Raw genomic sequence first — 23,119 nt, forward strand, 5'->3', positions numbered from 1 at the left:
GGCTTAAAAGACAATAAAAACGGACTTTCGATAGTTTATTAATACGTGAAGTTAAGATACGAAAAATATATTTATATCACATTCATAGTAGTATTTGCTGCCTTGATAGCAAGTTGTTCTACAAAGAATAACACCTCGCAAACACGATGGTGGCACGCTTTCCATGCCAAATACAACACATATTATAATGGTGCACAAGCCTACATTGACGCATCGTTGGAGAAAGAGAATGGCAACAAAGACAACTTCACGGAGCTAATTCCACTTTACACCGTAGGCAACAAGACAAGCAGGGAATTAGGAAAAAGCAACTTTGAGCGTGCCATTGAAAAAGCAGAAAAAGCCATTGCGCGCCACAGCATAAAGAAAAAGCCGGAATGGAACAAATCAAGGCGCAAGACGGAAAAAGACATTGAATGGCTGTCGCGCAGAGAATACAATCCGTTCCTTTGGAAAGCGTGGATGCTAATGGGACGTTCGCAGTTTCATAAAGGAGCTTTTGAAGAGGCTGCCACTACTTTTGCGTATATGAGCAGGCTCTACCGAACACAGCCAGCCATTTATGGCAAGGCGCGTGCGTGGCTCGCAAAGTCGTACATAGAGGCAGGTTGGCTTTACGATGCAGAAGATGTAATCCGCAATATGCAGCGCGATTCAATAGATTGGCGTGCTGTTCGCGAATGGGATTACACCTTTGCCGACTATTACATACACACGGGCGAACTCGAAAAAGCCGTTCCCTACCTGCGCAGGGTCATTAAACAGGAAATGCGACGCAAGCAAAAAGCACGCGAGTGGTATCTTATGGGACAAATTCAGGCTGCTCTTGGCAACAAAGACGCAGCTTACAACGCTTTTCAGCACGTCATTCGTTCCAATCCACCCTACGAGTTGGAGTTTAATGCACGCGTTGCAGCAACCGAAGTAATGGCAGCAGGACAAGCCAAACAAATGGTAAGCCGCCTGAAACGTATGGTTGCTTCCGACAAGAACAAGGAGTATCTCGACCAAGTATATTATGCAATGGGCAATATCTATCTTACCAACAAAGATACAACAAACGCCATTGCGGCCTATGAGCAAGGCAACAAGAAATCTACACGTAGCGGAATAGAGAAAGGAGTATTGCTTTTACGCCTTGGCGACTTGTATTGGGCAAAGGAAAAGTTCAGCGATGCCCGCCGTTGCTATAACGAAGCCCTTGGTTTGTTGGACAAAGACCGCAAAGACTACGAACAATTGTCGGAGCGTGCAAAGGTTCTCGACGAACTGACACCGCACACCGAAGCGGTACACCTGCAAGATTCGCTGCAATATCTTGCGAAATGCCCCGAAACTGAACGCTTTGCAGCTATCGACAGAGTAATAAACGAGCTTAAAAAGAAAGAAAAAGAAGAACGAAACCGCCAAGCTGAACAAGAAGCTGCTCAACAAATGGCGCAGAATGGGGGTATTAATGCCGATAACGATAACCCTCTTAGACGTTCTGCCGTTCCTAACAAACAAGGGCAAGATGCCACGTGGTACTTCTATAACCCTATGGCGGTGCAACAAGGTAAGGCTACTTTCCAACAATTGTGGGGCAAACGCGAGAACATAGACAACTGGCAGCGTATTAATAAAACGGTTGTTGGTAAAATAAACAATACTACAGAACTTACCGATGCACAGCGCGACTCTATCTCAAAGGAGGAAGCAAGGTTGGATTCGATAAGTAATAAAAAGGATTCGGTGCAAAACGACCCGCATCAACGGGCATACTATTTGGCGCAAATACCATTTACAGCTGAGCAATTGGCAGCAAGCAACAAAATACTTGAGGCTGGTTTGCACCATTCTGGTGTGATTTTCAAAGACCGTTTAGATAACCTTCGCTTAGCCGAAAAGGCTCTGCGCCGTGTCAGCGACAACTATCCTGACTACGAACAGATGGACGATGTGTACTACCATCTCTACTTATTGTATATGCGCAAGAGCCAATCTGCCATTGCAAACAGTTACATAGACAAATTAAAAGCAAAATTCCCGAAGAGTCAATGGACGGCTGTGCTTACCGACCCATACTTTAAAGAGAACGCAAAATTTGGCGAACACATTGAAGATTCGCTCTATGCGTCTACCTACGAAGCATTCAAGAACAATCGTTTTGGCGAAGTTACTGCCAATAAACGCATTTCCGACGAACGTTTCCCTATGGGAGCAAACCGCGATAAGTTCTTGTTTATCGGTGGATTGAGCAAGCTTAACCAAGGCGATGTAAATGGTTGCATAAACGAAATGAAGACTGTTGTTGAGAAGTTTCCACAAAGTCGCATCAGCGAAATGGCAGGAATGATTGTCAATGGCGTAGAGGCTGGAAAGAAAATCCGCAACAGTAAATTCGACCTTGGTGATGTTTGGAATTATCGCACCAATGTCTTGAACGATAGCGACAGCATTAAACAAGTGAAGTTCTCGCCAGACAGAGACATCGATTTCAAGTTCCTTTTGGTGTACAACCCCGACTCTTTATCTGAAAACAAGCTGTTGTTTGAAATGGCAAGATTCAATTTCACAAGTTTCTATGTACGCAATTTCGATATAGAAATAGAAGATATTGAAGGTCTGCACCAAATGAAGCTGTCTGGATTCAGAAGTTTCGACGAGGCTTTCCAATATGCACGACAACTCTTTAATAATAAGAATGTAACGGCGCAGCTAAGCAAAGACACGAAAGCCATTATTATTAGCGACAAGAACTTGCAGCTAATTGGGACGTCGTTCAGCTATAAGGATTACGAAGACTTCTATGCAAAACACTTCGCACCATTGCAAGTAACGAAGCGTTACCTGCTTTCTGAACCTGCCGAAGTGGCAACACCACGTGAGAAAGAGCGTGATTTGCAAGAAGAAATAGAAAGCAGGAACCCGACAGAAACCGACCTCAATGCACGCAAACAAGCATTAGAGCCCGTAGATAATGGTATGACGATACCGCTCGAGGAGGAAAAAACGACCGAAAACAAAGGTGTTGCTCCGACCGAAATGGTTGTTCCTATTGAAGAAACCGAAAAGAAGGAGGAGCCAAAGAACGTCATTGACAATACGGAAATGGTAATTCCGACAGAGGAAACTGCAAAGAAAAAAGAACAAAAGAACACTATTGACAATACGGAGATGGTTATTCCAATAGAGGAAACCCCAACTCAGAAGTCGCAACCAAAGCCGATTGAACCTAAGAAAGAGGAGAAACCAGCCAATAAAGACAACCAAAAGGTTGCGCCAATAGACAATAATGTTATGGAAATTCCATTGGATTCTGAAACCGTTTTGCCTAAAGATACAGTCGGTACTCCTACCAACAAGCCGAAGACAGCAAAGGCAAAGGACAGCGAGAAACCATCGGAAAAGAAGAAACAACAGCCTGCAGAGAACACTCAAAAGGCTCAAAAACCTGCTGAAAAGAAAGAACAACCGAAGAAAAGTAATACAGATGGCCCTGTAATATACTTCGACGACGATGTTAAACCTGTGGAAAAGAAAAAGAAAGAACCACAGAAGCAACAGCCACTCGATTACGATTTCGACGATGAATACTACGATTTAGGTGGTTTTTAGTGAAAGCTGAAACATAAGCCAAAAGGTATTCAGGCAGCATTTAAATAAACAAAGAAAGGATACAAGCAAGATATGAGCAACGGACTTTTATTATGGGTAGACGACGAAATAGAACTTCTCAAAGCCCACATCATATTTCTCGAGAAGAAAGGATACGAGGTCGTAACTGTCAGCAACGGTGCCGATGCGATAGAACAATGTCGCACACAAACGTTCGACCTTGTACTTCTTGATGAGCAAATGCCCGGTCTGTCAGGACTTGAAACCCTGCAGAAGATGAAAGAAATACAGCCTGCCACGCCCATTGTCATGGTAACAAAGAGCGAGGAGGAAGATATAATGAACCAAGCCATCGGCGCAAAGATAGCCGATTACTTGATTAAGCCCGTCAATCCCAGTCAGATCTTGCTGACATTAAAAAAGAATATCCACCGCAGAGAGATTGTTACCGAAGTTACACAAACAGGTTATCAGCAGGAATACCAACAGCTTGCAATGCAAATAAGCGACTGCCGAGACTTCAACGATTGGGTAGAGGTCTACAAACGATTGGTGAAATGGGAATTGGAACTTAGCAGTGCAGACAGCAATATGACCGAAATGCTCACTATGCAGAAAGAAGATGCCAACAACGGTTTTGCTAAATACATTGCCAAGAACTATCTCAACTGGGTAGCACCAAACGATGGAAAGGGCAAGGAGAAAGCATCTCGCCCCCTTATGAGCCCCGATATTTTCAAAAGCCGTGTATTTCCGATGATAGACAAAGGCGAGAAAGTCTTTTTAATCGTAATAGATAATCTCCGCGTAGACCAATGGCGCATCTTGTCGGAAGAACTCGCAGAGTTGTTCGATATAGACGAAGACTTTTATATGACGATACTGCCGACGGCAACCCAATACGCTCGCAATGCGATATTCAGCGGGCTTATGCCACTTCAGATTGCCCAAATGTTTCCCGACTTATGGGTAGACGAGGACGAAGAAGAAGGCAAAAACCTGAACGAGAAGCCACTCATTCAAACGCAAATAGACCGCTATCGCCGCCACGATAAGTTCTCTTACCATAAGATTTTCGACTCAAACGGTGCAGAAAAGTTTATGCAGCAACTTAATAATCTGCAACAAAACGACTTGAATGTATTGGTTGTAAACTTCATAGATATGCTTTCTCACGCTCGCACAGAGATGAAAATGATTCGCGAATTGGCGAGCGACGAAAGTGCCTACCGTTCTTTAACACTCAGTTGGTTCAGACACAACGTCCTGTCCGATGTATTCCGAGAGTTGGCAAAGTCTGATTATAAAATCATTCTGACCACCGACCATGGCTCTATCCGTACAACCAAGCCTGTAAAAATCATTGGCGACAGAAACACAAACACCAATCTTCGATACAAATTGGGCAAGAACCTGAACTATAATTCAAAAGAAGTGTTCACCATTAAAGCCCCACAGCAGGCGCAACTTCCTGCTCCAAACCTTAGCACAAGCTATGTTTTTGCAACGGGCAACAGCTTCTTTGCCTATCCGAACAACTACAACTACTATGTGTCGTACTACAAAGACACGTTCCAACACGGTGGAATTTCCATCGAGGAAATGATAGTTCCAATCATAACGCTGACACCCAAAAGCGTCAAGCTTACACAGAACACCAAAAGATAACAAACAATGGAAATCAAAATAGAAAGTCTTGCAACCATTCACGAGGCTGCAAAAAAGTTTATAGACAACATCGGCAACAACAAAGTATTTGCCTTTTACGGTAAAATGGGAGCTGGAAAAACGACCTTCACCAAAGCCATTTGCGAAGTCTTAGGTGTGGAAGACGTTATTACTTCGCCTACTTTCGCCATCGTAAACGAATATACCGACGGCAAGGGCAGCCCTATTTACCATTTCGACTTCTATCGCATCAAGAAGTTGGAAGAAGTCTACGATATGGGCTATGAAGACTATTTTTACAGCGGAAACCTTTGTTTATTGGAGTGGCCAGAGCTTATTGAGGACATTATGCCCGAGGATACCGTTAAAGTACAGATAAAAGAACAGCCTGACGGAACCCGCTTAGTTTCATTTTAACCCATGATGTCAGTCCTCTTTGAACTAAGAACTACTATCTCATCGAGAAAACTTTTCCATCGTTCCCCCTCATTTTTCAAAGTCTCTGATGAATTGTTTTTTACTAACACTGAATAACAGCATACGCACCAAAAGTCCATTATGACTTAATTTTTTTGATAAGTCTTGAATACAATAGTCCGTTAAAATTTTGTGGTTTGCGAATCTTTCGTCCCTAAGCTAACAGGAATTGTGGCAGAAAGAAAACATGACAGGTCTCTGAAAAAGAGATAATTAGGTAACAAAATATAGCATAATAAAATCGGATATCTTATTGATTTTCAGTAACTTTGTGGGTTGAAAAAGAAACATAAAGTTTATGCTGATAACCAACTTGATTAGCCGATATATGAGGCTCTGCAAAGCAGCATTTAGTGCTGAAGATGGAGCAAAGTTAAACAAAAGTATTCAAACAAACAAACGTCATGGAAATGCTTTTTCTTTTGATGGTCATCCCAAGGAAATGTAATTTCACGCAGATGGGACGCTATGGAAAGCGTGTCGAGCAATGCTATCGGCAGACGGCAGAGCGCAGCGTGAACTGGCTCGAAATGAACATGTGGCTGAGTGCTTTCGCCTTCAGGGAGGGTAAGGGTCGCAATACCATCGTCATTGATCCAAGCTTCATCAAGAAGGCTGGGAAGCATACCCCATACGTGGGTATGTTTTGGTCGGGCTGTGCAGGTGCGGTAAAGCACGGTCTTGAGTTCCTCGGCATCGGTGTGATAGACGTGGACTTGCATGAGTGTATGATGCTCAAGGCTGTGCAGCCCACATTGGAAAAAGGGGAGGAGAAAAAAGAGATGAGCCTGTACGACTGGCATGCCAAGGTATTGGGGGACGACAAGGTAACCTTACAGCGTATTTGCAAGGTTCTTGTCGCCGACTCAGCCTTCTCCAAAAGGCCTTTCATCGACAAGGTAATGGAGATGGGATTCCATGTTGTGAGCCGCCTGCTTCATGACGCAGCCTTGTTCTACACATGGGACGGGGAACCCACGGGAAAGCCCGGCCGTCCCCCGTATCAAAGATGACAAGATTGACGTGAGGAACATCGACATATCCAAAGGCAATGAGCGTGATTTAGGAGAGACCGAAGGCAAAGCCTATGCGCTCAAGGCATGGTGCAAGTCCTTGCACAGGGTCGTGTCGCTTGTCATCCACGAGTTACCTAATGGCAGTCGGCGCTTGTGTTTCTGTATGGATGAGAGCATGGACGGACGCAATGTGGTGGAATATTACACCACACGTTTCCAAGAGGAGTTTTGCTTTCGCGAGGCAAAGCAGTTCCTAGGTCTTACCGATTGTCAGGCACGCGACAAGAGAAAATTTGAGTTTGCTTTCAACTCTTCATTGACAGCACTCAATGTGGCGAAAATCATGTGCAAGGAACTTGGCACGTCCATCGGTAGACTTAAAGCGCAGATGGTCAATGCCCACTATGCGCAACGAATTATTGACGTGTTCGAGAGAAACCCGAACACGACATTAAATAAAGAAAGTATTAATGAGATATTTAGTTTCGAGGCTGACGCAGCATAATATTTAACGGACTATTGGTATAAAGCATTTTCAAAAAACGCCTTTTCCACAAGATGGTTCAAGCACTTTAGCTTCCTTTCGCAAGTTCAACATAGAACTGCAATCCCAAGTGTAGGTTTAGCTTAATAATCTATACCTGAAAACACCGAGGGGTTTGGGGCGAGCAGCTCCCATGAGTGGAAAATCAACAAGCAATGCTTAAAAATAAAAAAGAGACCTCTGTCTCCCAAAGATTAATTAATTTTGCATTGCAATGTACAAACAATTAACCTCGGAGCAAAGGTACACAATTTCTGTACTACTCCAAAATAGAACGAAACAAAAAGAGATTGCCAAAGCGATAAATGTAAGTCCAAGTACAGTGTCTCGTGAAATAAGACGTAATAGTGGAGCCAGAGGACGCTATAATTGGGAAACAGCCCAAGCAAATGCAGTACAAACAAAGCGTAAACAGCCAGGCAATCATTCAATCAGTAAGGATGTCATGGAAGAGGCAAAGCATCTTCTTGTTACCGAGCAATGGTCTCCGGAACAAATATCCGGTGTATTGGCCAAGGACGGCAAGTATATTAGCCATGAGACCATATATCGTATGATACGTAAGGACAAGGCAGAAGGAGGAACATTATATAAACACTGTCGTCACAAGCTGAAGCGTCGCGCCAGACCTGTTGGTGGCAGGCGCATATCCATACCCAATAGAACAAGCACCAGTGAGAGACCTGCTGAAGTTGACGGAAAACGCTTTGGAGACTTCGAGATGGACACGATTGTTGGAAGAGGAAATCATGGGGCCATCGTGACACTGATAGAGCGCAGTACAAACATGCTGTTTATGAGAAAACTCAAAAAGGGGAAAAATGCCAAAGACCTGGCACGCACTGTAATACATTTGCTGTCTCCATTCAAAGAGCATGTCAAGTCTATTACAACTGACAACGGTACTGAATTCGCTTGTCATGAAATGATAGGCAAAAGCCTTGGTGTCACCATCTATTTTGCTGGCCCATACGCTTCATGGCAGAAGGGGGCTATAGAAAATGCTAACGGACTGATTAGACAATACGTGTCAAAAACTGAAACATTTGAACATGTCAGCCATCAACAAATCACAAAGTATTCAAAGAAAATTAACATCAGACCAAGAAAGAAATTAGAATTTAAAACACCACATGAGTGCTTTTACGAACAAATTAAGTAAATTTGCACTTACTTGTTGAATTCACGTATTATTGAACGGGATGGAAAAAGTTCATAAAACAAAAATTGCAATTTGGCTAATATGTGCCATTATAGGATTCACTGTAATTCCTATAATACCCGTATTAGTATACGATTTTTCGTGGATTGTAGTGACAATTGTAGCATTAATTCTCTTTTTTGCTCTTTTCTCTCTTTTTGATATCCGCTATACTATCCATAATAACATCCTCTCTGTTAAATGCGGTATGTTATCAACCACCAATTATGACATAAATCAAATAAGAAAAATAAAAGACACAAATTCTATTCTTGCTGCACCGGCAGCCTCGCTAGATCGAATAGCAATATATTTCATCCAACAAAAAACACCTCTTATTATTTCACCAAAAGACAAAAATGGTTTCATAAGGAATCTACAATCTATAAATCCCAATATTGTATATAGTAACGATAAATGAAAATACGAATTACACTTCTATTAAAGGAAAAGTGTATACTCTTAGCATTACAATGATTGGGAATTTTTATATGTTTTCAAAAGACTGTAAAGTAACGTGAGTTCGACGAATTGTAAGTGCCTATAAATTTGGTGATTAGCGAAATTTGTTGTAACTTTAAGGTGCTAACATACAAACAATTACAAACAAAAATCGCTATGATCACCGAAGACAAAGTTACTGAAATCTTTTGTATGGCAGATGACTTCTGCAAGTTTTTTGATGCAATGACAGCAAAATATACGCTAAAAGCTACTGAAAAAAGAAAATATCATCGAAATTCTACAATGTCAAAGGCTGAAGTCATGCTGATAATGATTCTTTTCCACGATTCCGGTTATCGTTGCTTTAAACATTTCGGCGTAATGGACATTTGGTAGGCTGAAACCTCTCAAATGTCCTTTATTTATTACCTTTGCAGCATTTGAAAGCTTATGAATAAAAAACTGTATATTCTGTAACAGTTCAAATGTTAAAAAGAATGGTCATCGGCGTAATGTCCAAATGTACTTTTGCAGGGATTGTGGCAGGCAATTTCAAAGTGGTCAGCGTATAGACAATGTGTGTTTATGGAGTGACTATCTGACCGAGAAGCGAACTATTTCTGAGCTTTCCACTCTTCACAAATGCTCAGAAAGAACCATACGCCGTAGGCTAAGTTCAGTGGCAGACAGCTTCACTCCCATCTATCCTGAATCTGCAACAATAATACTGGACACGACCTACTTCCCCAAGACCTTTGGTGTGATGCTCTTTCAAGATGCCGCATCAGGCAGGATACTTCATCGTAGGTTTGTCAGGAACGAGACCAACAAGGAATACCTTGAGGGACTCAGATGCATTAAGGAGGGTGGAACTCGGATAAAGGCAGTGGTGTGTGATGGACATGTCGGGCTTTTACAAGCTGTAACATCCTGCCCTGTGCAGATGTGTCAATTCCACCAGTTGCAGATAGTCAGAAGGCTTCTTACCAACAATCCGCATTTGCCAGCAGGCATCGAGCTGCTGGCATTAATGAGAAGCATGTTCTCTATTGGGAAAGAAGAATTCACATCAGGCTTTGATAAATGGTGTGACGAATGGAAAGAGTTCCTTGATGAACGAACTCTACTAATCTCAGGCAAGACAACCTATACACATAGAAGGCTGAGAAGTGCAAGGCGTTCGGTAAAGACACACCTTAAATGGCTCTATACGTATGAAGAATATCCTGAATTAGAGATACCCAATACAACAAATCTATTGGAAGGATTCAACTCACAACTTAAAAAGGCACTGCGTAATCATAATGGAATGAAGGAGGTTAATAAAAAGAAGTTCATAGATGGGTTCCTGAATATAAAAAAGTAGGCTGGAATTACCAGCCTACCAAATGTCCATTACTAAAATACGAGAGGTTTTCAGCCTACCAAATGTCCATTACGCCAACATCTATCTTGAAAAAGTATGCAAGCATCTTCGCCATCTGTTTCCAAAAGTTGTTTCTTATAACCGTATAGTAGAATTGGAAAGGGAGGTAGCCGTACCCTTAACCTTGTTTATCAAGAAGGTCCTGTTGGGCAAATGTACGGGCATAAGCTTCGTTGACAGCACACCACTGCGTGTCTGCAAAAAACAAAGAATACATATTCACAAGGTATTCAAAGGCATAGCTCAAAGAGGAAAAAGCTCCATGGGTTGGTTCTTCGGTTTCAAGTTGCATTTGATTTGCAATGAGAAAGGAGAGCTTCTCAACTTTATGATAACGCCGGGAGATGTTGATGACCGTAAACCTTTGGAGTACAAAGCATTCATAGATTTTATATATGGTAAGCTGGTCGGTGACAAGGGATACATCGGCAAGAACCTCTTTCAAAGGCTTTTCGTTGACGGAATACAACTTATTACCAAATTGAAAAGTAACATGGAAGGAGCTTTAATGAGTGTTTCAGACAGACTTTTACTCAGAAAAAGAGCCATTATAGAAACGGTGAATGATGAACTTAAGAACATTGCACAAGTGGAACACTCCAGACATAGATGCTTTGACAATTTCATCGTCAACTTATTAGGGGCTATTGCTGCCTATTGTCTGTTTCCAAAGAAGCCGTGCATAAATCTGCAAAGGACTATTGATACACAACTTGCATTGTTTTGAATTCATCGAACTCACGTTAAGGTAGTTTTTTACTAATATATCTTTGGAAAAAACAAATGAAAAAACGATGAAGACGAAAGAGACAGTTAGAATTCTACCAGATGTAGATACAGATGGAGTGATGGGATTATAGCTGCCTATGAAGAGTTTCTCTTGTATAAATTAATAGTTTTGGATCATTACAAAATAAAGATTCAAAACTATTATTATATTTCATAGAATTTTTAATTATAAATTCAAAATTTTTAATTATAAATTCAAAATTTTTAATTACAATTTTTTATTTTCTAATAATAAATTCTGCGAGTCATAATAATAATCTTCTGAAAGGAGTATGAAAAAAGCATCTCTGTTGTGGAGATGCTTTCTTTTTTGTTGTGGGTAGTGATGGATTCGAACCACCGAAGCTATAAGCAGCAGATTTACAGTCTGCCCCATTTGGCCACTCTGGAAACTACCCTTTAATGTGGGCGTTGACGGATTCGAACCGCCGACCCTCTGCTTGTAAGGCAGATGCTCTAAACCAACTGAGCTAAACGCCCCTGCTTTTTGTAAGCGGGTGCAAAAGTAAGGATATTATTTGAACCTTACAAGTTTTATCAAACTTTTTTCAGAAGTTTGTATTTAGAACTTTAGCTATGCCTTTAAATAGAATCTTTTGGTTGTGCAGATTTAGTGCTTGAAGATTTTTGTCCAGAAGATAAACCTATACCATCGAGTAATTCGTCTACAACCGAACCAGCCATCTCTTTTATTTTATCTTGTGCAGGATCTATAACCTTTTCTTTCAATAATTTCTCAGCATCTTTTTGAAAGTCAGATTGAACATCTATTTTTGTTTTCTTGTAATATTTCTCTGCAGCTAATTTTAGCTGGTCTTTATTTAGCGTAAATATGTGGTTGAGTACACCCACTGAAACTATATAGCTTTTTCCGCCAATGTTGATTTTCCCTACCGAACCAACAAAGTAGTTGTCGACACTCACCAAGTTGTCCATTGCACCATTTATAATTCTCTTTGTAAAAACATCGTTAAACGTTTGCAATGCTTTTGCGGTTAATTCATCGGTAGTATCTGTAACAGCTGAGGTTTCTGCATCGTTTATAGTAGAAGTTACGACATCAGACAATACACGTTTATGGTCATCGGCTGGAGGGCAAGTGAAAATCAAGAGAAAAATAAGTGCCACAAACGAGATAAGAAACCCAACCAGGCACCCATAATGTTTTTTAGGTTTCTCCTGAATAGGTCTTTCTATGTATACATTCTCTATTGGTTGCGCTTCTACGTGGGGAATATCGTTGAAAGGAGTACCGGTTACAACAGGCTCCTCTTCTAATTTATTGATTTTGTCATTTGCATTTCCCATTAGAATGGGACGCAGTTCATCTATTTGCCATGCAGGTTGCCATTCATTCGAATTTGAAGCCATCACCAATGTGGTTGCTTCTACTTTGCGCTCAGCAAGTTCTTTTAAACTATATGGACCTTGTTTCTTGTTATCTACATTAATATAATATTCCATTTCTTACAATCTTATTTTCTTTACATTAAAATTTATAAGTTGCGAAATTATACAATATTTTTAGATAGACAAAATTTTAGTTGCTTTTTATCTGTTAATGATTTCCATTAGATTATAAAAACTATGAACTACAAAAAAAATACACTTTTTCTTTGTCATTATTTGTCTTATTTATTATCTTTGCATATATTTATTTCGAAAAGAACACATATATAACATAATGTTTGAGAATTTAAGCGATAGACTTGAGCGCTCCTTTAAAATATTAAAAGGAGAGGGAAAGATTACAGAAATAAACGTAGCAGAAACGTTGAAAGATGTTCGTCGTGCATTGTTAGATGCCGATGTCAATTATAAAGTTGCAAAATCGTTTACCGACACCGTAAAGCAAAAAGCTTTAGGAATGAACGTTTTGACAGCCGTAAAGCCAGGACAGCTTATGGTGAAAATCGTTCACGATGAGTTGGCAAAATTGATGGGCGGGGAATCTGTCGGGCTAAAAATAGAGAATAAACCAGCCATAATCCTAATGAGTGGATTGCAAGGTTCTGGTAAAACCACGTTTTCTGGTAAATTAGCCAATCTGTTAAAAACAAAAGAACACAAAAAGCCATTGCTTGTAGCTTGCGATGTATATCGTCCGGCTGCTATTCAGCAGTTAAAAGTTGTAGGCGAATCGGTAGACGTTCCTGTATATAGCGAACCCGATAGTAAGAATGTGAATGCTATAGCAGAGAATGCTATTAAGCAAGCAAAAGCCAATGGGAACGATGTCGTTATTATTGATACTGCCGGTCGTTTGGCTGTTGATGCTGAAATGATGAACGAGATAGAAAGCCTGAAAGAACACGTAAGTCCTGATGAGATCTTATTTGTAGTGGATTCTATGACGGGTCAAGATGCGGTAAACACAGCGAAAGAATTCAATGACAGATTGGACTTCGATGGTGTAGTACTTACAAAACTTGATGGTGATACGCGTGGTGGTGCTGCATTGTCTATTCGTACGGTTGTAACAAAGCCAATAAAGTTTATTGGTACTGGTGAGAAAATGGACGCATTAGACGTTTTCCACCCTACAAGAATGGCTGACCGTATATTAGGTATGGGTGATGTCGTTTCGCTTGTAGAACGTGCTCAAGAACAATTTGACGAAGAAGAAGCGAAAAGACTTCAAAAGAAAATACTGAAAAACAAATTCGATTTTAACGATTTCTATAACCAGATACAGCAAATTAAGAAAATGGGTAACCTGAAAGATCTTGCTGCAATGATTCCTGGTGTGGGAAAAGCTATACGTGATGTAGATATTGACGATAATGCCTTTAAAGGAATAGAAGCAATCATACAGAGTATGACACCAAAAGAAAGAACCAGTCCGGAAGTGCTGAATAATTCTCGGCGTCAGCGTATAGCAAAAGGATCAGGTACCAATATACAAGAGGTAAACAGACTCATAAAACAATTTGAACAGACACGTAAAATGATGAAAATGGTTACGGGATCTAAAATGGCAGGAATGATGGGCAAGATGAAAAATATGCCCGGTATGCCAAAGATGCCTAAACTATAAATCAAATACGAATAATATTATAAAACCTACATTCAAGACCTTATGAATTATAAACTTATTGATGGAAAAGCCACCGCAACGGCTATTAAAAAGGAAATTGCGGAAGAAGTACGTAAAATTGTTGAGGCTGGTGGAAAACGACCACACCTTGCAGCTGTACTCGTTGGACACGATGGCGGAAGCGAAACTTATGTAAAAAACAAAGTGTTAGCTTGTGAAGCCTGCGGTTTTAAATCTTCGCTGATTCGTTTTGAAAGCGACGTTACAGAAGAGGAATTGCTCGCATGTGTGGACAAGTTAAATAACGACGATGATGTCGATGGATTTATTATGCAGCTTCCATTGCCAAAACATATCGACGAACAAAAAATAATAATGGCAGTGGACTATCGTAAAGATGTAGATGGATTCCACCCAATTAATGTTGGCAGAATGTCCATTGGCTTACCATGCTTCATATCAGCAACACCATTAGGAATGCTAACCCTACTTCAGCACTATAATATTCCAACATCTGGGAAGAAATGCGTTATCCTCGGAAGAAGCAATATTGTTGGCAAGCCAATGGCACAACTTATGATGCAAAAACAGTTCGGAGATGCTACAGTTACTGTGTGCCATTCACATTCAAAAACATTAAAAGAAGAGTGCTTGGCAGCCGATATTATTATAGCGGCTATTGGTAAACCTGAATTTGTTACAGCCGATATGGTAAAAGAAGGTGCTGTAATACTTGATGTAGGAACAACCCGTGTTCCCGATTCTTCTCGGGCAAGTGGTTTTCGATTGACAGGAGATGTAAAGTTCGATGAAGTTGCACCAAAATGTTCTTATATAACGCCAGTTCCAGGTGGAGTAGGTCCAATGACAATATGTTCTTTAATGAAGAATACACTTGCTGCAGGAAAGAAAGAATACTATAAATAGGAATTTTTCTAATGAAATAGATATAATTAAATAAAAACAACGCGAATAGATTTTGCCTAATAATTTATTATAAAACAACTATAAACGAAAGGAGGATTTTTATGACTGCGGAAGATTTTTTCCGACAGGGCAATGAATACAGAAAGAAAGGCGATTTAAAGAAAGCAATGAATTGTTACTTAGAGGCAATAGAGCTCGACCCAGAGTCTCCTGCCTTAGAAGCAAAGAAAATGTTAGAAGACATTTTCAATTTTTACAACAAGGACGCTTATAATCCTTAAAAATACAAGAACAATGAGCAAGATTAAAGGAGCAATTGTCGTTAACACTGATAGATGTAAAGGCTGTCAATTGTGCATTATTGCCTGTCCTAAAGATGTAATTGACATGGCTCAAAAGCAAGTTAATGCCCATGGATATACATACGTAGAACCTGTACACGCTGATTTATGTGTTGGATGTGCAGCTTGTGCTGTAGTATGTCCTGATGGCTGTATCACTGTATACAAAAAAAGAGTGGAGGAATAAGAATGGCAGAACAAGAAGTAACATTAATGAAAGGCAACGAAGCCATAGCGCACGCTGCAATACGTTGTGGTGCAGATGGATATTTCGGCTATCCTATTACTCCGCAAAGTGAAATAATTGAAACATTAGCACTGTTGAAGCCATGGGAAACAACAGGTATGGTAGTTTTACAAGCTGAAAGCGAAACCTCTTCTATCAATATGATATATGGAGGTGCTGGTGCTGGAAAACGAGTATTAACATCTTCATCTTCACCAGGTGTGGCTTTAATGCAAGAAGGAATAAGCTATATGGCAGGTGCAGAACTTCCTGGTGTTTTTGTTAATGTACAACGTGGAGGACCAGGATTAGGTACAATTCAACCAAGCCAGAGTGATTATTTCCAAGCAACAAGAGGAGGAGGGAATGGAGACTATAATGTCATAGTATTAGCTCCTAATTCTGTTCAGGAAATGGCGGATTTTGTAGATTTAGCTTTTGAATTAGCATTTAAGTATCGTAATCCTGCAATGATTCTTTCTGATGGGGTAATTGGTCAAATGATGGAAAAAGTAATTCTGCCTCCGATTAAACCACGTCGTACAGAAGAAGAAATAGAAAAAGAATGCCCATGGGCAAGTATGGGACGTAAGGGCGGACGTACTCCAAATATCATAACATCTCTCGAACTGAAATCTGAGGTGATGGAAAAAAGAAACCTGCACCTACAAGAGAAATATAAAAAAATAAAAGAAACAGAAACGCGCTTCGAAACAAGTCAATGTGAAGATGCTGATTATCTGATAGTAAGTTTTGGTAGTGCTTCTCGTATAGGAGAAAAGGCTGTGGAATTAGCACGTGAACAGGGTTTAAAGGTTGGATTATTCCGTCCCATAACTCTGTGGCCATTCCCAAGTAAGGAGCTTGTTGAAATCTCTAAAGGAAAGAAAGGTATATTGGTAAGCGAAATTAATGCAGGACAAATGGTTCAAGATGTTAGACTTGCAATTGATGGAACACTACCAGTAGAACATTTTGGAAGATTGGGTGGTATAGTTCCAGAACCGGAAGAGATTGTTAAAGCACTAAAAGATAAACTCGTAAAATAAAAACGGAGGAATGCCCAATGGTAGAAAATAATATAATTTCACCTGAAAATTTGGTATACGAAAAACCCAAACTAATGAATGACACGACAATGCATTATTGTCCAGGTTGTTCACATGGTGTTGTGCATAAGCTTGTCGCAGAGGTTATTGCCGATATGGGTATGGAAGAAAAAACAATTGGCGTAAGTCCAGTCGGTTGTGCTGTATTTGCTTATCGTTATCTTGATATTGATTGGCAAGAGGCTGCGCATGGAAGAGCGCCAGCTGTAGCTACAGCCATTAAACGACTTTGGCCAGACCGTTTGGTTTTTACTTATCAAGGAGATGGAGATTTAGCCTGTATAGGAACAGCTGAAACAATACATGCACTCAATAGAGGAGAAAATATAACAATCGTCTTCATAAATAATGCCATTTATGGTATGACTGGGGGACAAATGGCACCTACAACGCTGTTAGGGCAAAAGACGGCAACTTGTCCCTTTGGTCGAGTTCCAGATATACATGGTTATCCACTTAATATGACAGACTTAGCAAGTCGATTAGATGGAACTTGTTATGTTACTCGTCAAAGTGTTGATACTGTCGCATCTATAAATAAAGCAAAAAAGGCTATTCGTAAAGCTTTCGAAGCGAGTATGCAAGGCAAAGGCAGTTCACTTGTTGAAATTGTAGCTACTTGTAACAGTGGATGGAAACTTAGTCCTGTAAAAGCTAATGAATGGATGCGTGAAAATATGTTCCCACATTATCAAAAGGGAGATCTTAAAGATGAAACGGGAATGTAACTTAATTTAAAGCATTCACATTATGAAGAAAGAAATAATAATTAGCGGTTTTGGAGGACAAGGTGTTCTCTCCATGGGAAAGATACTGGCTTACTCAGGACTTATGGAAGATAAGGAAGTAACATGGATGCCTGCTTACGGACCTGAACAACGTGGCGGAACAGCCAATGTTACAGTAATCGTAAGTGATGAACGTATTTCGTCTCCAATCTTGAGTAAATATGATGTAGCAATTGTGTTAAACCAACCTTCGCTCGAAAAGTTTGAGCCAAAGCTTAAACCAGGTGGAATACTTATATATGATGGCTTCGGAATAGGAACGCCACCTACTCGATCTGATATAAAGGTTTATCGTATTGATGCAATGAACAAGGCAGCCGAGATGAAAAACTCGAAAGTGTTTAACATGATAGTACTCGGTGGATTACTCAAAGTTTGCCCTGTCGTGAGTTTAGATGGTTTAAATAAGGCTTTGTTTAAAACTTTACCTGAGCGTCATCACCATCTTATACCTTTGAATATGGAGGCAGTAGAATCTGGTGGAAGTATCATTCAAGAAATTAAATAATAGGATATATAATTTCAAAAGACGTAAAGGAGATTTGTAGAAGTTCTGCAAATCTCTTTTTCTATGGTCATAATGATATCAAAAGATACCCTATAGAGAATATGCCCCCATCTACTGCCTTAGTTCATGATGGTAAGGGCAAAGAGGAAGATTATTATTCCTCAAATAATCTTACAGATAGAATGAAAATGAGTTTTTTAATATCCTTATAATGTTTAGAACCAGTTTTATTGCTACTTAAAAAATAGATAAATAAATGTAGTTTTTGGCAAATTGACCATGCACGACATAAAAAATTGGTTTTTTACGCACTTTTTGGGGAAAATATTTGGTTATATGCATATTTTTCTATTACTTTGCACCGTAATATAAAATTTTATTTAAAAGGGTATTAATAAATTTTCAGAGAAATGAAAAAGTTAGGTTTATTGTTCGCTGCCTCAATATTCGCAGCATCTGCATCTGCACAGACAGTTGCAGAAAGTAAGACTTTCGACAACATTTACATTGGAATTAATGGTGGTGTCGCTACTAAGACAACTGGACACAAATGGTTGAGTGATTTAAACTCAAATGCCGGTCTCCGTCTTGGTCGTTATTTTACTCCTGTATTTGGTTTAGCTGTTGAGGGAAATGCTTATTTCTCTAACAAACCTTGGCATTCAACTGGTACTGTTGTACGTGCTACAAATGTTAGCTTACTTGGTACTGTAAACTTGAGCAATTGGTTTGGTGGTTACAAGGGTGAACCTCGTGTATTCGAAGTTAGTGCTCTTTACGGTCTTGGCTGGATGCATGTATTCACAAACAACAAACAGTTTGAAAAAGACACAGAATATCAGCGCAATCGTATGACTTCTAAAGCTGCTCTTAACTTTGCATTCAACTTTGGTGCTGAGAAACAATGGCAGATTTATGTTGAGCCATCTATCAACTTTGCTTTCTTGGGTCAAGCTACAAAGAAGATGGATGTTATCGATCCAGCTCATCCAGCAAATCCAAAACGTGTTGATTATGCAGTAGACTATCGTTACAAGGCATCAACTAATGCAGGTCAGCCCGCTTACAATATCAACAATTCATTCGTTCAGTTGAATGCTGGTATCATTTACAAGTTCAAGAACTCTAACGGTACACACAACTTTACAATTGTAACTCCACGTGATCAAGCTGAAATTGATGCACTTAATGCACAGATTAATGAACTTCGTAACCGTAAGCCAGAAGTTATCACTAAAGAAGTTGAAGTTGTTAAGGAAGTACCTGCAGTTAAGGAATTCACAGTTTCTGACCTCGTATTCGTAACATTCGCTCAAGGTAAGTACAATCTGACAAAAGAAGCAAAAGCTGCTCTCGATAATATTAAAGAAGGTAGCCATGTTCAAGTTGTTGGTACTGCTTCTCCAGAAGGTTCTGCAGCACTCAACCAGAAGTTATCTGAAAAACGTGCGACAGTAGTTGCTAACTACCTTTCTGGTCGTGGCGTAATTGTAGACGAAGCTACTGGTAAGGGTGTTCAAGGTGTAACTTCTAACCGTCTTGCAGTTGTTTACGTAAAATAAGCAAATAAATAAAATAATTAAATTTTAGATTACACAATTAATCCTCAGTACGAAAGTACTGGGGATTTTTGTTTTACATAGTGGCTGATAAAACTATCTAAACTATGTATAATAATGGTTGCGATTAAAATCTCCAAATTTTATAATTATAAAAATGAAATCTGTAATTATAAAATAAGATTTTATTATTATATTTTTACTGAAACCTAATTCTCTTTTTGCTGGCTTTTATTTAGCACGAATATATTTTTTATAAAATCATCTTCTCTATTCTTCTATAGTTTCTATGTTAGTGTGATCCATAATCTTGTTTAAATAGATTATTTTTAATTTTTCGTATAAGATTAAATTAATATATACGCTATGCAAATTTTCATAAGAATATCATTATTTTTGCAAGAGTATATAATTAATAGAATATCGGATATGAATAACTTACCAAAGATAGGCAAATATCATTTTGTTGCAGAGCCGTTTCATTGTGATTTCACAAAGCGTTTATTTATTGGGCATTTAGGAAATAATCTTCTAAATGCGGCCGACTTCCATAGTAATGACAGGGGATACGGAGTAAACTATTTAAACACAATAAATAAGACATGGGTACTAAGTAGGCTTTCTATAGAATTAGAGAGAATGCCTGCCATTTATGAAAATTTTATTGTGGAAACCTGGATAGATAGCGTGATGCGTTACTTTACCAATCGTAATTTTAAGATAGCAGACGATGAAGGACGTGTGTATGGATATGGAAAAAGCATTTGGGCTATGATTGATACAGCTACGCGACAACCTGTAGATATTCTGAAAACAAATGGTGAAACCATTTCTAAATATTTAGAAACTGAGTATGTAAATCCGATAAGAAAGTCTCCGAGGGTGAAATTGGATACAGATTTAAAACTTCAGAAGTCTATACTTGCTACTTATAGTGATATTGATATTAATGGACACGTGAATTCGATAAAATATATAGAGCACATATTAGATCTTTTTCCTCTCGACCAGTACAAAAAGTACAGGATAAAGAAGTTCGATATTGCCTATATAATGGAATCGTATAATAATGAGAAGTTAAACTTCTATACCGATATAGATAGTATAACCGAATGTAATAATACAGTGTTTATTAGAGTTACAAAATCGGGTTCTGAAGATGAAAAAGAAGTGTGCCGATGCCAAATCACATTTGGTTAAATAAAAGTGTATAGAAAGGGAAGATAAATATAATAACTTGTCAATATTCATTTGGATTGCATATATGCAAAAGAGAAATGTGTGTTCACAAAAAGTCTTTCAATGAATTTATTATAAAATAATGCGAAAAAATCGCAATAAAGCATTTGGAATTTTTGTATTTCCCCAATTATTCATTATATTTGCAAATAGAATAAATACACATTATTAATCTAAATTTTATGAACGACAACAAAGTTATGGACCGCGCAGCGGACAATATCAGAATTCTTGCAGCTTCCATGGTGGAAAAAGCTAAGTCTGGACACCCTGGAGGAGCTATGGGAGGAGCTGATTTTATAAACGTTCTTTTCTCAGAATATCTGATATTTGACCCAGAACAACCAGATTGGGCAGGTCGAGATAGATTTTTTTTAGATCCTGGACACATGTCTCCAATGTTGTATGCGGCGTTAGCACTTCAAAATAAATTCACAATAAACGAATTGAAGGATTTTCGTCAATGGGGTTCTCCAACTCCGGGACATCCTGAGCGAGATGTTAAACGAGGAATTGAGAATACATCAGGACCATTAGGACAAGGGCATGCTTTTGCTGCAGGAGCTGCTATTGCAGAAAAATTTCTTGAAGCCCGATTAGGCAAAGAAGTTATGCAACATAAAATTTATGCCTATATTTCTGATGGTGGTATTCAGGAAGAAATTTCGCAAGGGGTAGGGCGCATAGCTGGCAATTTAGGTTTGAACAATCTAATAATGTTCTATGATGCCAATAATGTTCAATTGTCTACCAAGTGCGATGAAGTAATGAACGAAGATACTGCTGCTAAATATAAGGCATGGGGTTGGAATGTTCTAACTTGTAATGGCAACAATGTAGATGAAATTAGGAAGGCACTTGATGCAGCATTAACCGAAAAAGAACGCCCGACCCTTATTATAGGAAAAACAATTATGGCTAAAGGTGCACTTATGGCCGATGGGACAAGTTATGAACACAGTATAAAAACACATGGTGCACCACTTGGTGGAGATGCATATATAAATACTGTCAAAAACTTAGGTGGTGATATTGACAATCCGTTTAAGATTTTTCCAGAAGTAGCTGAGCTTTATGCTAACCGTTTAAAAAAGTTGAAAGAAATTGTGGCTAAGCGTCATGCAGATGAGCAAGAATGGGAAAAATCTAATCCTGAAAAGGCTGTTTTATATAAAGAATGGTTTAGTGGTAAAGCACCAAAAATCGATTGGACGGTCATAGAACAAAAGAAAGATATAGCTACACGTGCAGCAAGTGCAACTTGTTTGGGTCTGCTTGCAGAACAAGTTCCTAATATGATATGTTCATCTGCCGACCTTTCTAATTCGGATAAGACTGATGGATTTTTGAAAAAGACGAAAGATATTGTACGCAACGACTTCTCTGGTGCATTCTTTCAGGCAGGTGTTAGTGAATTGACAATGGCATGTATGTGTATTGGCATGATGTTGCATGGTGGAGTTATTACTGCAATGGGAACTTTCTTTGTTTTCTCAGACTATATGAAACCTGCTGTTCGTCTTGCTGCATTAATGCAAATACCAGTGAAATTTATTTGGAGCCATGATGCTTTCCGCGTAGGCGAAGATGGACCAACACATGAACCTGTTGAACAAGAAGCACAAATTAGATTAATGGAAAAGCTTCAGAACCATGCCGGAAAAGATGCTTTACGTGTTTTCCGCCCTGCCGATTCAGAAGAAACAACTATTTGTTGGGAAATGGCTATGGCTAATATAGATACTCCCACAGCTTTAATACTTTCACGCCAGAATGTAACCAATCTTCCTGAAGGTAATAACTACGAATTGGTACGAAAAGGTGCATATATAGTAAAAGGTTCAGATGAGAACTATGATGTAATTCTTGTTGCAAGTGGGTCAGAAGTTTCAACTTGTATTGCTGGAGCTGAACTTTTAAGAGTCGAAGGAGTGAAAGTACGCATTGTAAGTGTTCCATCAGAAGGTTTGTTCCGTCGTCAATCAGAAGAATATCAAGAAAGTGTTCTTCCAAAGAATGCGAGAATTTTCGGTTTGACAGCAGGACATCCTGTAACACTTCAAGGACTGGTTGGTGCAAATGGTACTGTTTATGGTCTGAATAGTTTTGGTTTTTCAGCTCCATACAAAGTTCTTGATGAGAAATTGGGCTTTACTGCTCAGAATGTTTATGAACAAGTTAAATTATTTTTAGCATAATACTAACCGAGCCTTGCAGAATTTC

General features: G+C 39.2%; 19 protein-coding genes, 2 tRNA genes and 2 pseudogenes. 20 read left to right on the forward strand and 3 right to left on the reverse strand.

What is annotated here, in order from left to right; all coding sequences use genetic code 11:
* Positions 1–45: 45 nt before the first annotated feature.
* The 10 genes and pseudogenes from porW to RDV52_RS07510 form a co-directional block, all read left to right on the forward strand.
* Positions 46–3,597, forward strand: a complete 3,552-nt coding sequence (gene porW, locus RDV52_RS07465) for a type IX secretion system periplasmic lipoprotein PorW/SprE (RefSeq protein WP_004366250.1) — start codon at positions 46–48, stop codon at positions 3,595–3,597.
* A gap of 72 nt (positions 3,598–3,669) precedes the next feature.
* Positions 3,670–5,265 (forward strand): T9SS response regulator signal transducer PorX, encoded by a 1,596-nt coding sequence (gene porX, locus RDV52_RS07470; protein ID WP_004366249.1) that lies wholly within the window; start codon positions 3,670–3,672, stop codon positions 5,263–5,265.
* 6 nt (positions 5,266–5,271) lie between these two features.
* A complete protein-coding gene (gene tsaE, locus RDV52_RS07475; protein ID WP_004366248.1) occupies positions 5,272–5,682 on the forward strand; it encodes a tRNA (adenosine(37)-N6)-threonylcarbamoyltransferase complex ATPase subunit type 1 TsaE in 411 nt (136 codons plus the stop codon).
* Positions 5,683–6,167: 485 nt separating this feature from the next.
* Positions 6,168–6,755: a transposase gene (locus RDV52_RS07480; protein ID WP_223381150.1), complete on the forward strand. Its 588-nt coding sequence runs from the start codon at positions 6,168–6,170 to the stop codon at positions 6,753–6,755.
* Positions 6,756–6,765: 10 nt separating this feature from the next.
* Positions 6,766–7,263: a hypothetical protein gene (locus RDV52_RS07485; RefSeq protein ID WP_004366245.1), complete on the forward strand. Its 498-nt coding sequence runs from the start codon at positions 6,766–6,768 to the stop codon at positions 7,261–7,263.
* A 253-nt stretch (positions 7,264–7,516) separates the two neighbouring features.
* On the forward strand, positions 7,517–8,464 hold the full coding sequence (locus RDV52_RS07490) for an IS30 family transposase (protein WP_115098566.1): 948 nt from the start codon (positions 7,517–7,519) through the stop codon (positions 8,462–8,464).
* A 40-nt stretch (positions 8,465–8,504) separates the two neighbouring features.
* The gene (locus RDV52_RS07495; RefSeq protein ID WP_115098565.1) at positions 8,505–8,924 is read left to right on the forward strand and encodes a PH domain-containing protein; all 420 of its coding nucleotides are present in this window, start codon (positions 8,505–8,507) and stop codon (positions 8,922–8,924) included.
* Positions 8,925–9,121: 197 nt separating this feature from the next.
* Positions 9,122–9,322: pseudogene (locus tag RDV52_RS07500) on the forward strand (IS982 family transposase); the annotation flags it as partial.
* A gap of 91 nt (positions 9,323–9,413) precedes the next feature.
* Entirely contained in the window at positions 9,414–10,313 is a 900-nt protein-coding gene (locus RDV52_RS07505; protein ID WP_458693518.1) for an IS256 family transposase, variant Zn-binding type, read from the forward strand.
* 76 nt (positions 10,314–10,389) lie between these two features.
* Positions 10,390–11,100: pseudogene (locus tag RDV52_RS07510) on the forward strand (IS982 family transposase); the annotation flags it as partial.
* A 378-nt stretch (positions 11,101–11,478) separates the two neighbouring features.
* On the opposite strand, the gene RDV52_RS07515 reads toward RDV52_RS07510, so the two are convergent.
* From RDV52_RS07515 to RDV52_RS07525, 3 genes are all read right to left on the reverse strand, one after another.
* Positions 11,479–11,560: transfer RNA gene (locus RDV52_RS07515), tRNA-Tyr, on the reverse strand.
* A 7-nt stretch (positions 11,561–11,567) separates the two neighbouring features.
* Positions 11,568–11,642: transfer RNA gene (locus RDV52_RS07520), tRNA-Val, on the reverse strand.
* Between the two features lie 102 nt (positions 11,643–11,744).
* Entirely contained in the window at positions 11,745–12,626 is an 882-nt protein-coding gene (locus RDV52_RS07525; RefSeq protein ID WP_004366243.1) for a DUF4339 domain-containing protein, read from the reverse strand.
* A 220-nt stretch (positions 12,627–12,846) separates the two neighbouring features.
* On the opposite strand from RDV52_RS07525, the gene ffh reads away from it, so the two are divergent.
* From ffh to RDV52_RS07575, 10 genes are all read left to right on the forward strand, one after another.
* Entirely contained in the window at positions 12,847–14,199 is a 1,353-nt protein-coding gene (gene ffh / locus RDV52_RS07530; RefSeq protein ID WP_004366242.1) for a signal recognition particle protein, read from the forward strand.
* A gap of 42 nt (positions 14,200–14,241) precedes the next feature.
* Positions 14,242–15,126 carry a bifunctional methylenetetrahydrofolate dehydrogenase/methenyltetrahydrofolate cyclohydrolase FolD gene (folD, locus tag RDV52_RS07535; protein ID WP_004364444.1) on the forward strand — a complete coding sequence of 295 codons (885 nt, stop codon included), beginning with the start codon at positions 14,242–14,244 and terminating at the stop codon, positions 15,124–15,126.
* Positions 15,127–15,227: 101 nt separating this feature from the next.
* Positions 15,228–15,407, forward strand: coding sequence for a tetratricopeptide repeat protein (locus tag RDV52_RS07540; RefSeq protein ID WP_004364445.1), 180 nt, complete (start codon positions 15,228–15,230; stop codon positions 15,405–15,407).
* 13 nt (positions 15,408–15,420) lie between these two features.
* Positions 15,421–15,654 carry a 4Fe-4S dicluster domain-containing protein gene (locus RDV52_RS07545; protein WP_004364446.1) on the forward strand — a complete coding sequence of 78 codons (234 nt, stop codon included), beginning with the start codon at positions 15,421–15,423 and terminating at the stop codon, positions 15,652–15,654.
* Between the two features lie 2 nt (positions 15,655–15,656).
* Positions 15,657–16,742, forward strand: coding sequence for a 3-methyl-2-oxobutanoate dehydrogenase subunit VorB (locus RDV52_RS07550; protein ID WP_004366241.1), 1,086 nt, complete (start codon positions 15,657–15,659; stop codon positions 16,740–16,742).
* A 17-nt stretch (positions 16,743–16,759) separates the two neighbouring features.
* Entirely contained in the window at positions 16,760–17,530 is a 771-nt protein-coding gene (locus RDV52_RS07555) for a thiamine pyrophosphate-dependent enzyme (RefSeq protein ID WP_004364448.1), read from the forward strand.
* 22 nt (positions 17,531–17,552) lie between these two features.
* The gene (locus RDV52_RS07560; RefSeq protein ID WP_004364449.1) at positions 17,553–18,098 is read left to right on the forward strand and encodes a 2-oxoacid:acceptor oxidoreductase family protein; all 546 of its coding nucleotides are present in this window, start codon (positions 17,553–17,555) and stop codon (positions 18,096–18,098) included.
* A gap of 410 nt (positions 18,099–18,508) precedes the next feature.
* Entirely contained in the window at positions 18,509–19,660 is a 1,152-nt protein-coding gene (locus RDV52_RS07565) for an OmpA family protein (protein ID WP_004366240.1), read from the forward strand.
* Between the two features lie 426 nt (positions 19,661–20,086).
* The gene (locus RDV52_RS07570; RefSeq protein WP_370445860.1) at positions 20,087–20,857 is read left to right on the forward strand and encodes an acyl-[acyl-carrier-protein] thioesterase; all 771 of its coding nucleotides are present in this window, start codon (positions 20,087–20,089) and stop codon (positions 20,855–20,857) included.
* Between the two features lie 221 nt (positions 20,858–21,078).
* The gene (locus tag RDV52_RS07575; protein ID WP_004366238.1) at positions 21,079–23,094 is read left to right on the forward strand and encodes a transketolase family protein; all 2,016 of its coding nucleotides are present in this window, start codon (positions 21,079–21,081) and stop codon (positions 23,092–23,094) included.
* Positions 23,095–23,119: the final 25 nt, after the last annotated feature.

This window comes from Prevotella nigrescens, from assembly GCF_031191185.1.
Classification (GTDB): Bacteria; Bacteroidota; Bacteroidia; order Bacteroidales; family Bacteroidaceae; genus Prevotella; species Prevotella nigrescens.

Excerpts from the sequence above, each read along its gene's own strand:
- porX (WP_004366249.1), top strand. The coding sequence starts at position 3,670 with ATGAGCAACGGACTTTTATTATGGGTAGACGACGAAATAGAACTTCTC.
- tsaE (WP_004366248.1), top strand. The coding sequence starts at position 5,272 with ATGGAAATCAAAATAGAAAGTCTTGCAACCATTCACGAGGCTGCAAAA.
- RDV52_RS07480 (WP_223381150.1), top strand. The coding sequence starts at position 6,168 with ATGGTCATCCCAAGGAAATGTAATTTCACGCAGATGGGACGCTATGGA.
- RDV52_RS07490 (WP_115098566.1), top strand. The coding sequence starts at position 7,517 with ATGTACAAACAATTAACCTCGGAGCAAAGGTACACAATTTCTGTACTA.
- RDV52_RS07495 (WP_115098565.1), top strand. The coding sequence starts at position 8,505 with ATGGAAAAAGTTCATAAAACAAAAATTGCAATTTGGCTAATATGTGCC.
- RDV52_RS07525 (WP_004366243.1), bottom strand. The coding sequence starts at position 12,626 with ATGGAATATTATATTAATGTAGATAACAAGAAACAAGGTCCATATAGT.
- ffh (WP_004366242.1), top strand. The coding sequence starts at position 12,847 with ATGTTTGAGAATTTAAGCGATAGACTTGAGCGCTCCTTTAAAATATTA.
- folD (WP_004364444.1), top strand. The coding sequence starts at position 14,242 with ATGAATTATAAACTTATTGATGGAAAAGCCACCGCAACGGCTATTAAA.
- RDV52_RS07540 (WP_004364445.1), top strand. The coding sequence starts at position 15,228 with ATGACTGCGGAAGATTTTTTCCGACAGGGCAATGAATACAGAAAGAAA.
- RDV52_RS07545 (WP_004364446.1), top strand. The coding sequence starts at position 15,421 with ATGAGCAAGATTAAAGGAGCAATTGTCGTTAACACTGATAGATGTAAA.
- RDV52_RS07550 (WP_004366241.1), top strand. The coding sequence starts at position 15,657 with ATGGCAGAACAAGAAGTAACATTAATGAAAGGCAACGAAGCCATAGCG.
- RDV52_RS07555 (WP_004364448.1), top strand. The coding sequence starts at position 16,760 with ATGGTAGAAAATAATATAATTTCACCTGAAAATTTGGTATACGAAAAA.
- RDV52_RS07560 (WP_004364449.1), top strand. The coding sequence starts at position 17,553 with ATGAAGAAAGAAATAATAATTAGCGGTTTTGGAGGACAAGGTGTTCTC.
- RDV52_RS07565 (WP_004366240.1), top strand. The coding sequence starts at position 18,509 with ATGAAAAAGTTAGGTTTATTGTTCGCTGCCTCAATATTCGCAGCATCT.
- RDV52_RS07570 (WP_370445860.1), top strand. The coding sequence starts at position 20,087 with ATGAATAACTTACCAAAGATAGGCAAATATCATTTTGTTGCAGAGCCG.
- RDV52_RS07575 (WP_004366238.1), top strand. The coding sequence starts at position 21,079 with ATGAACGACAACAAAGTTATGGACCGCGCAGCGGACAATATCAGAATT.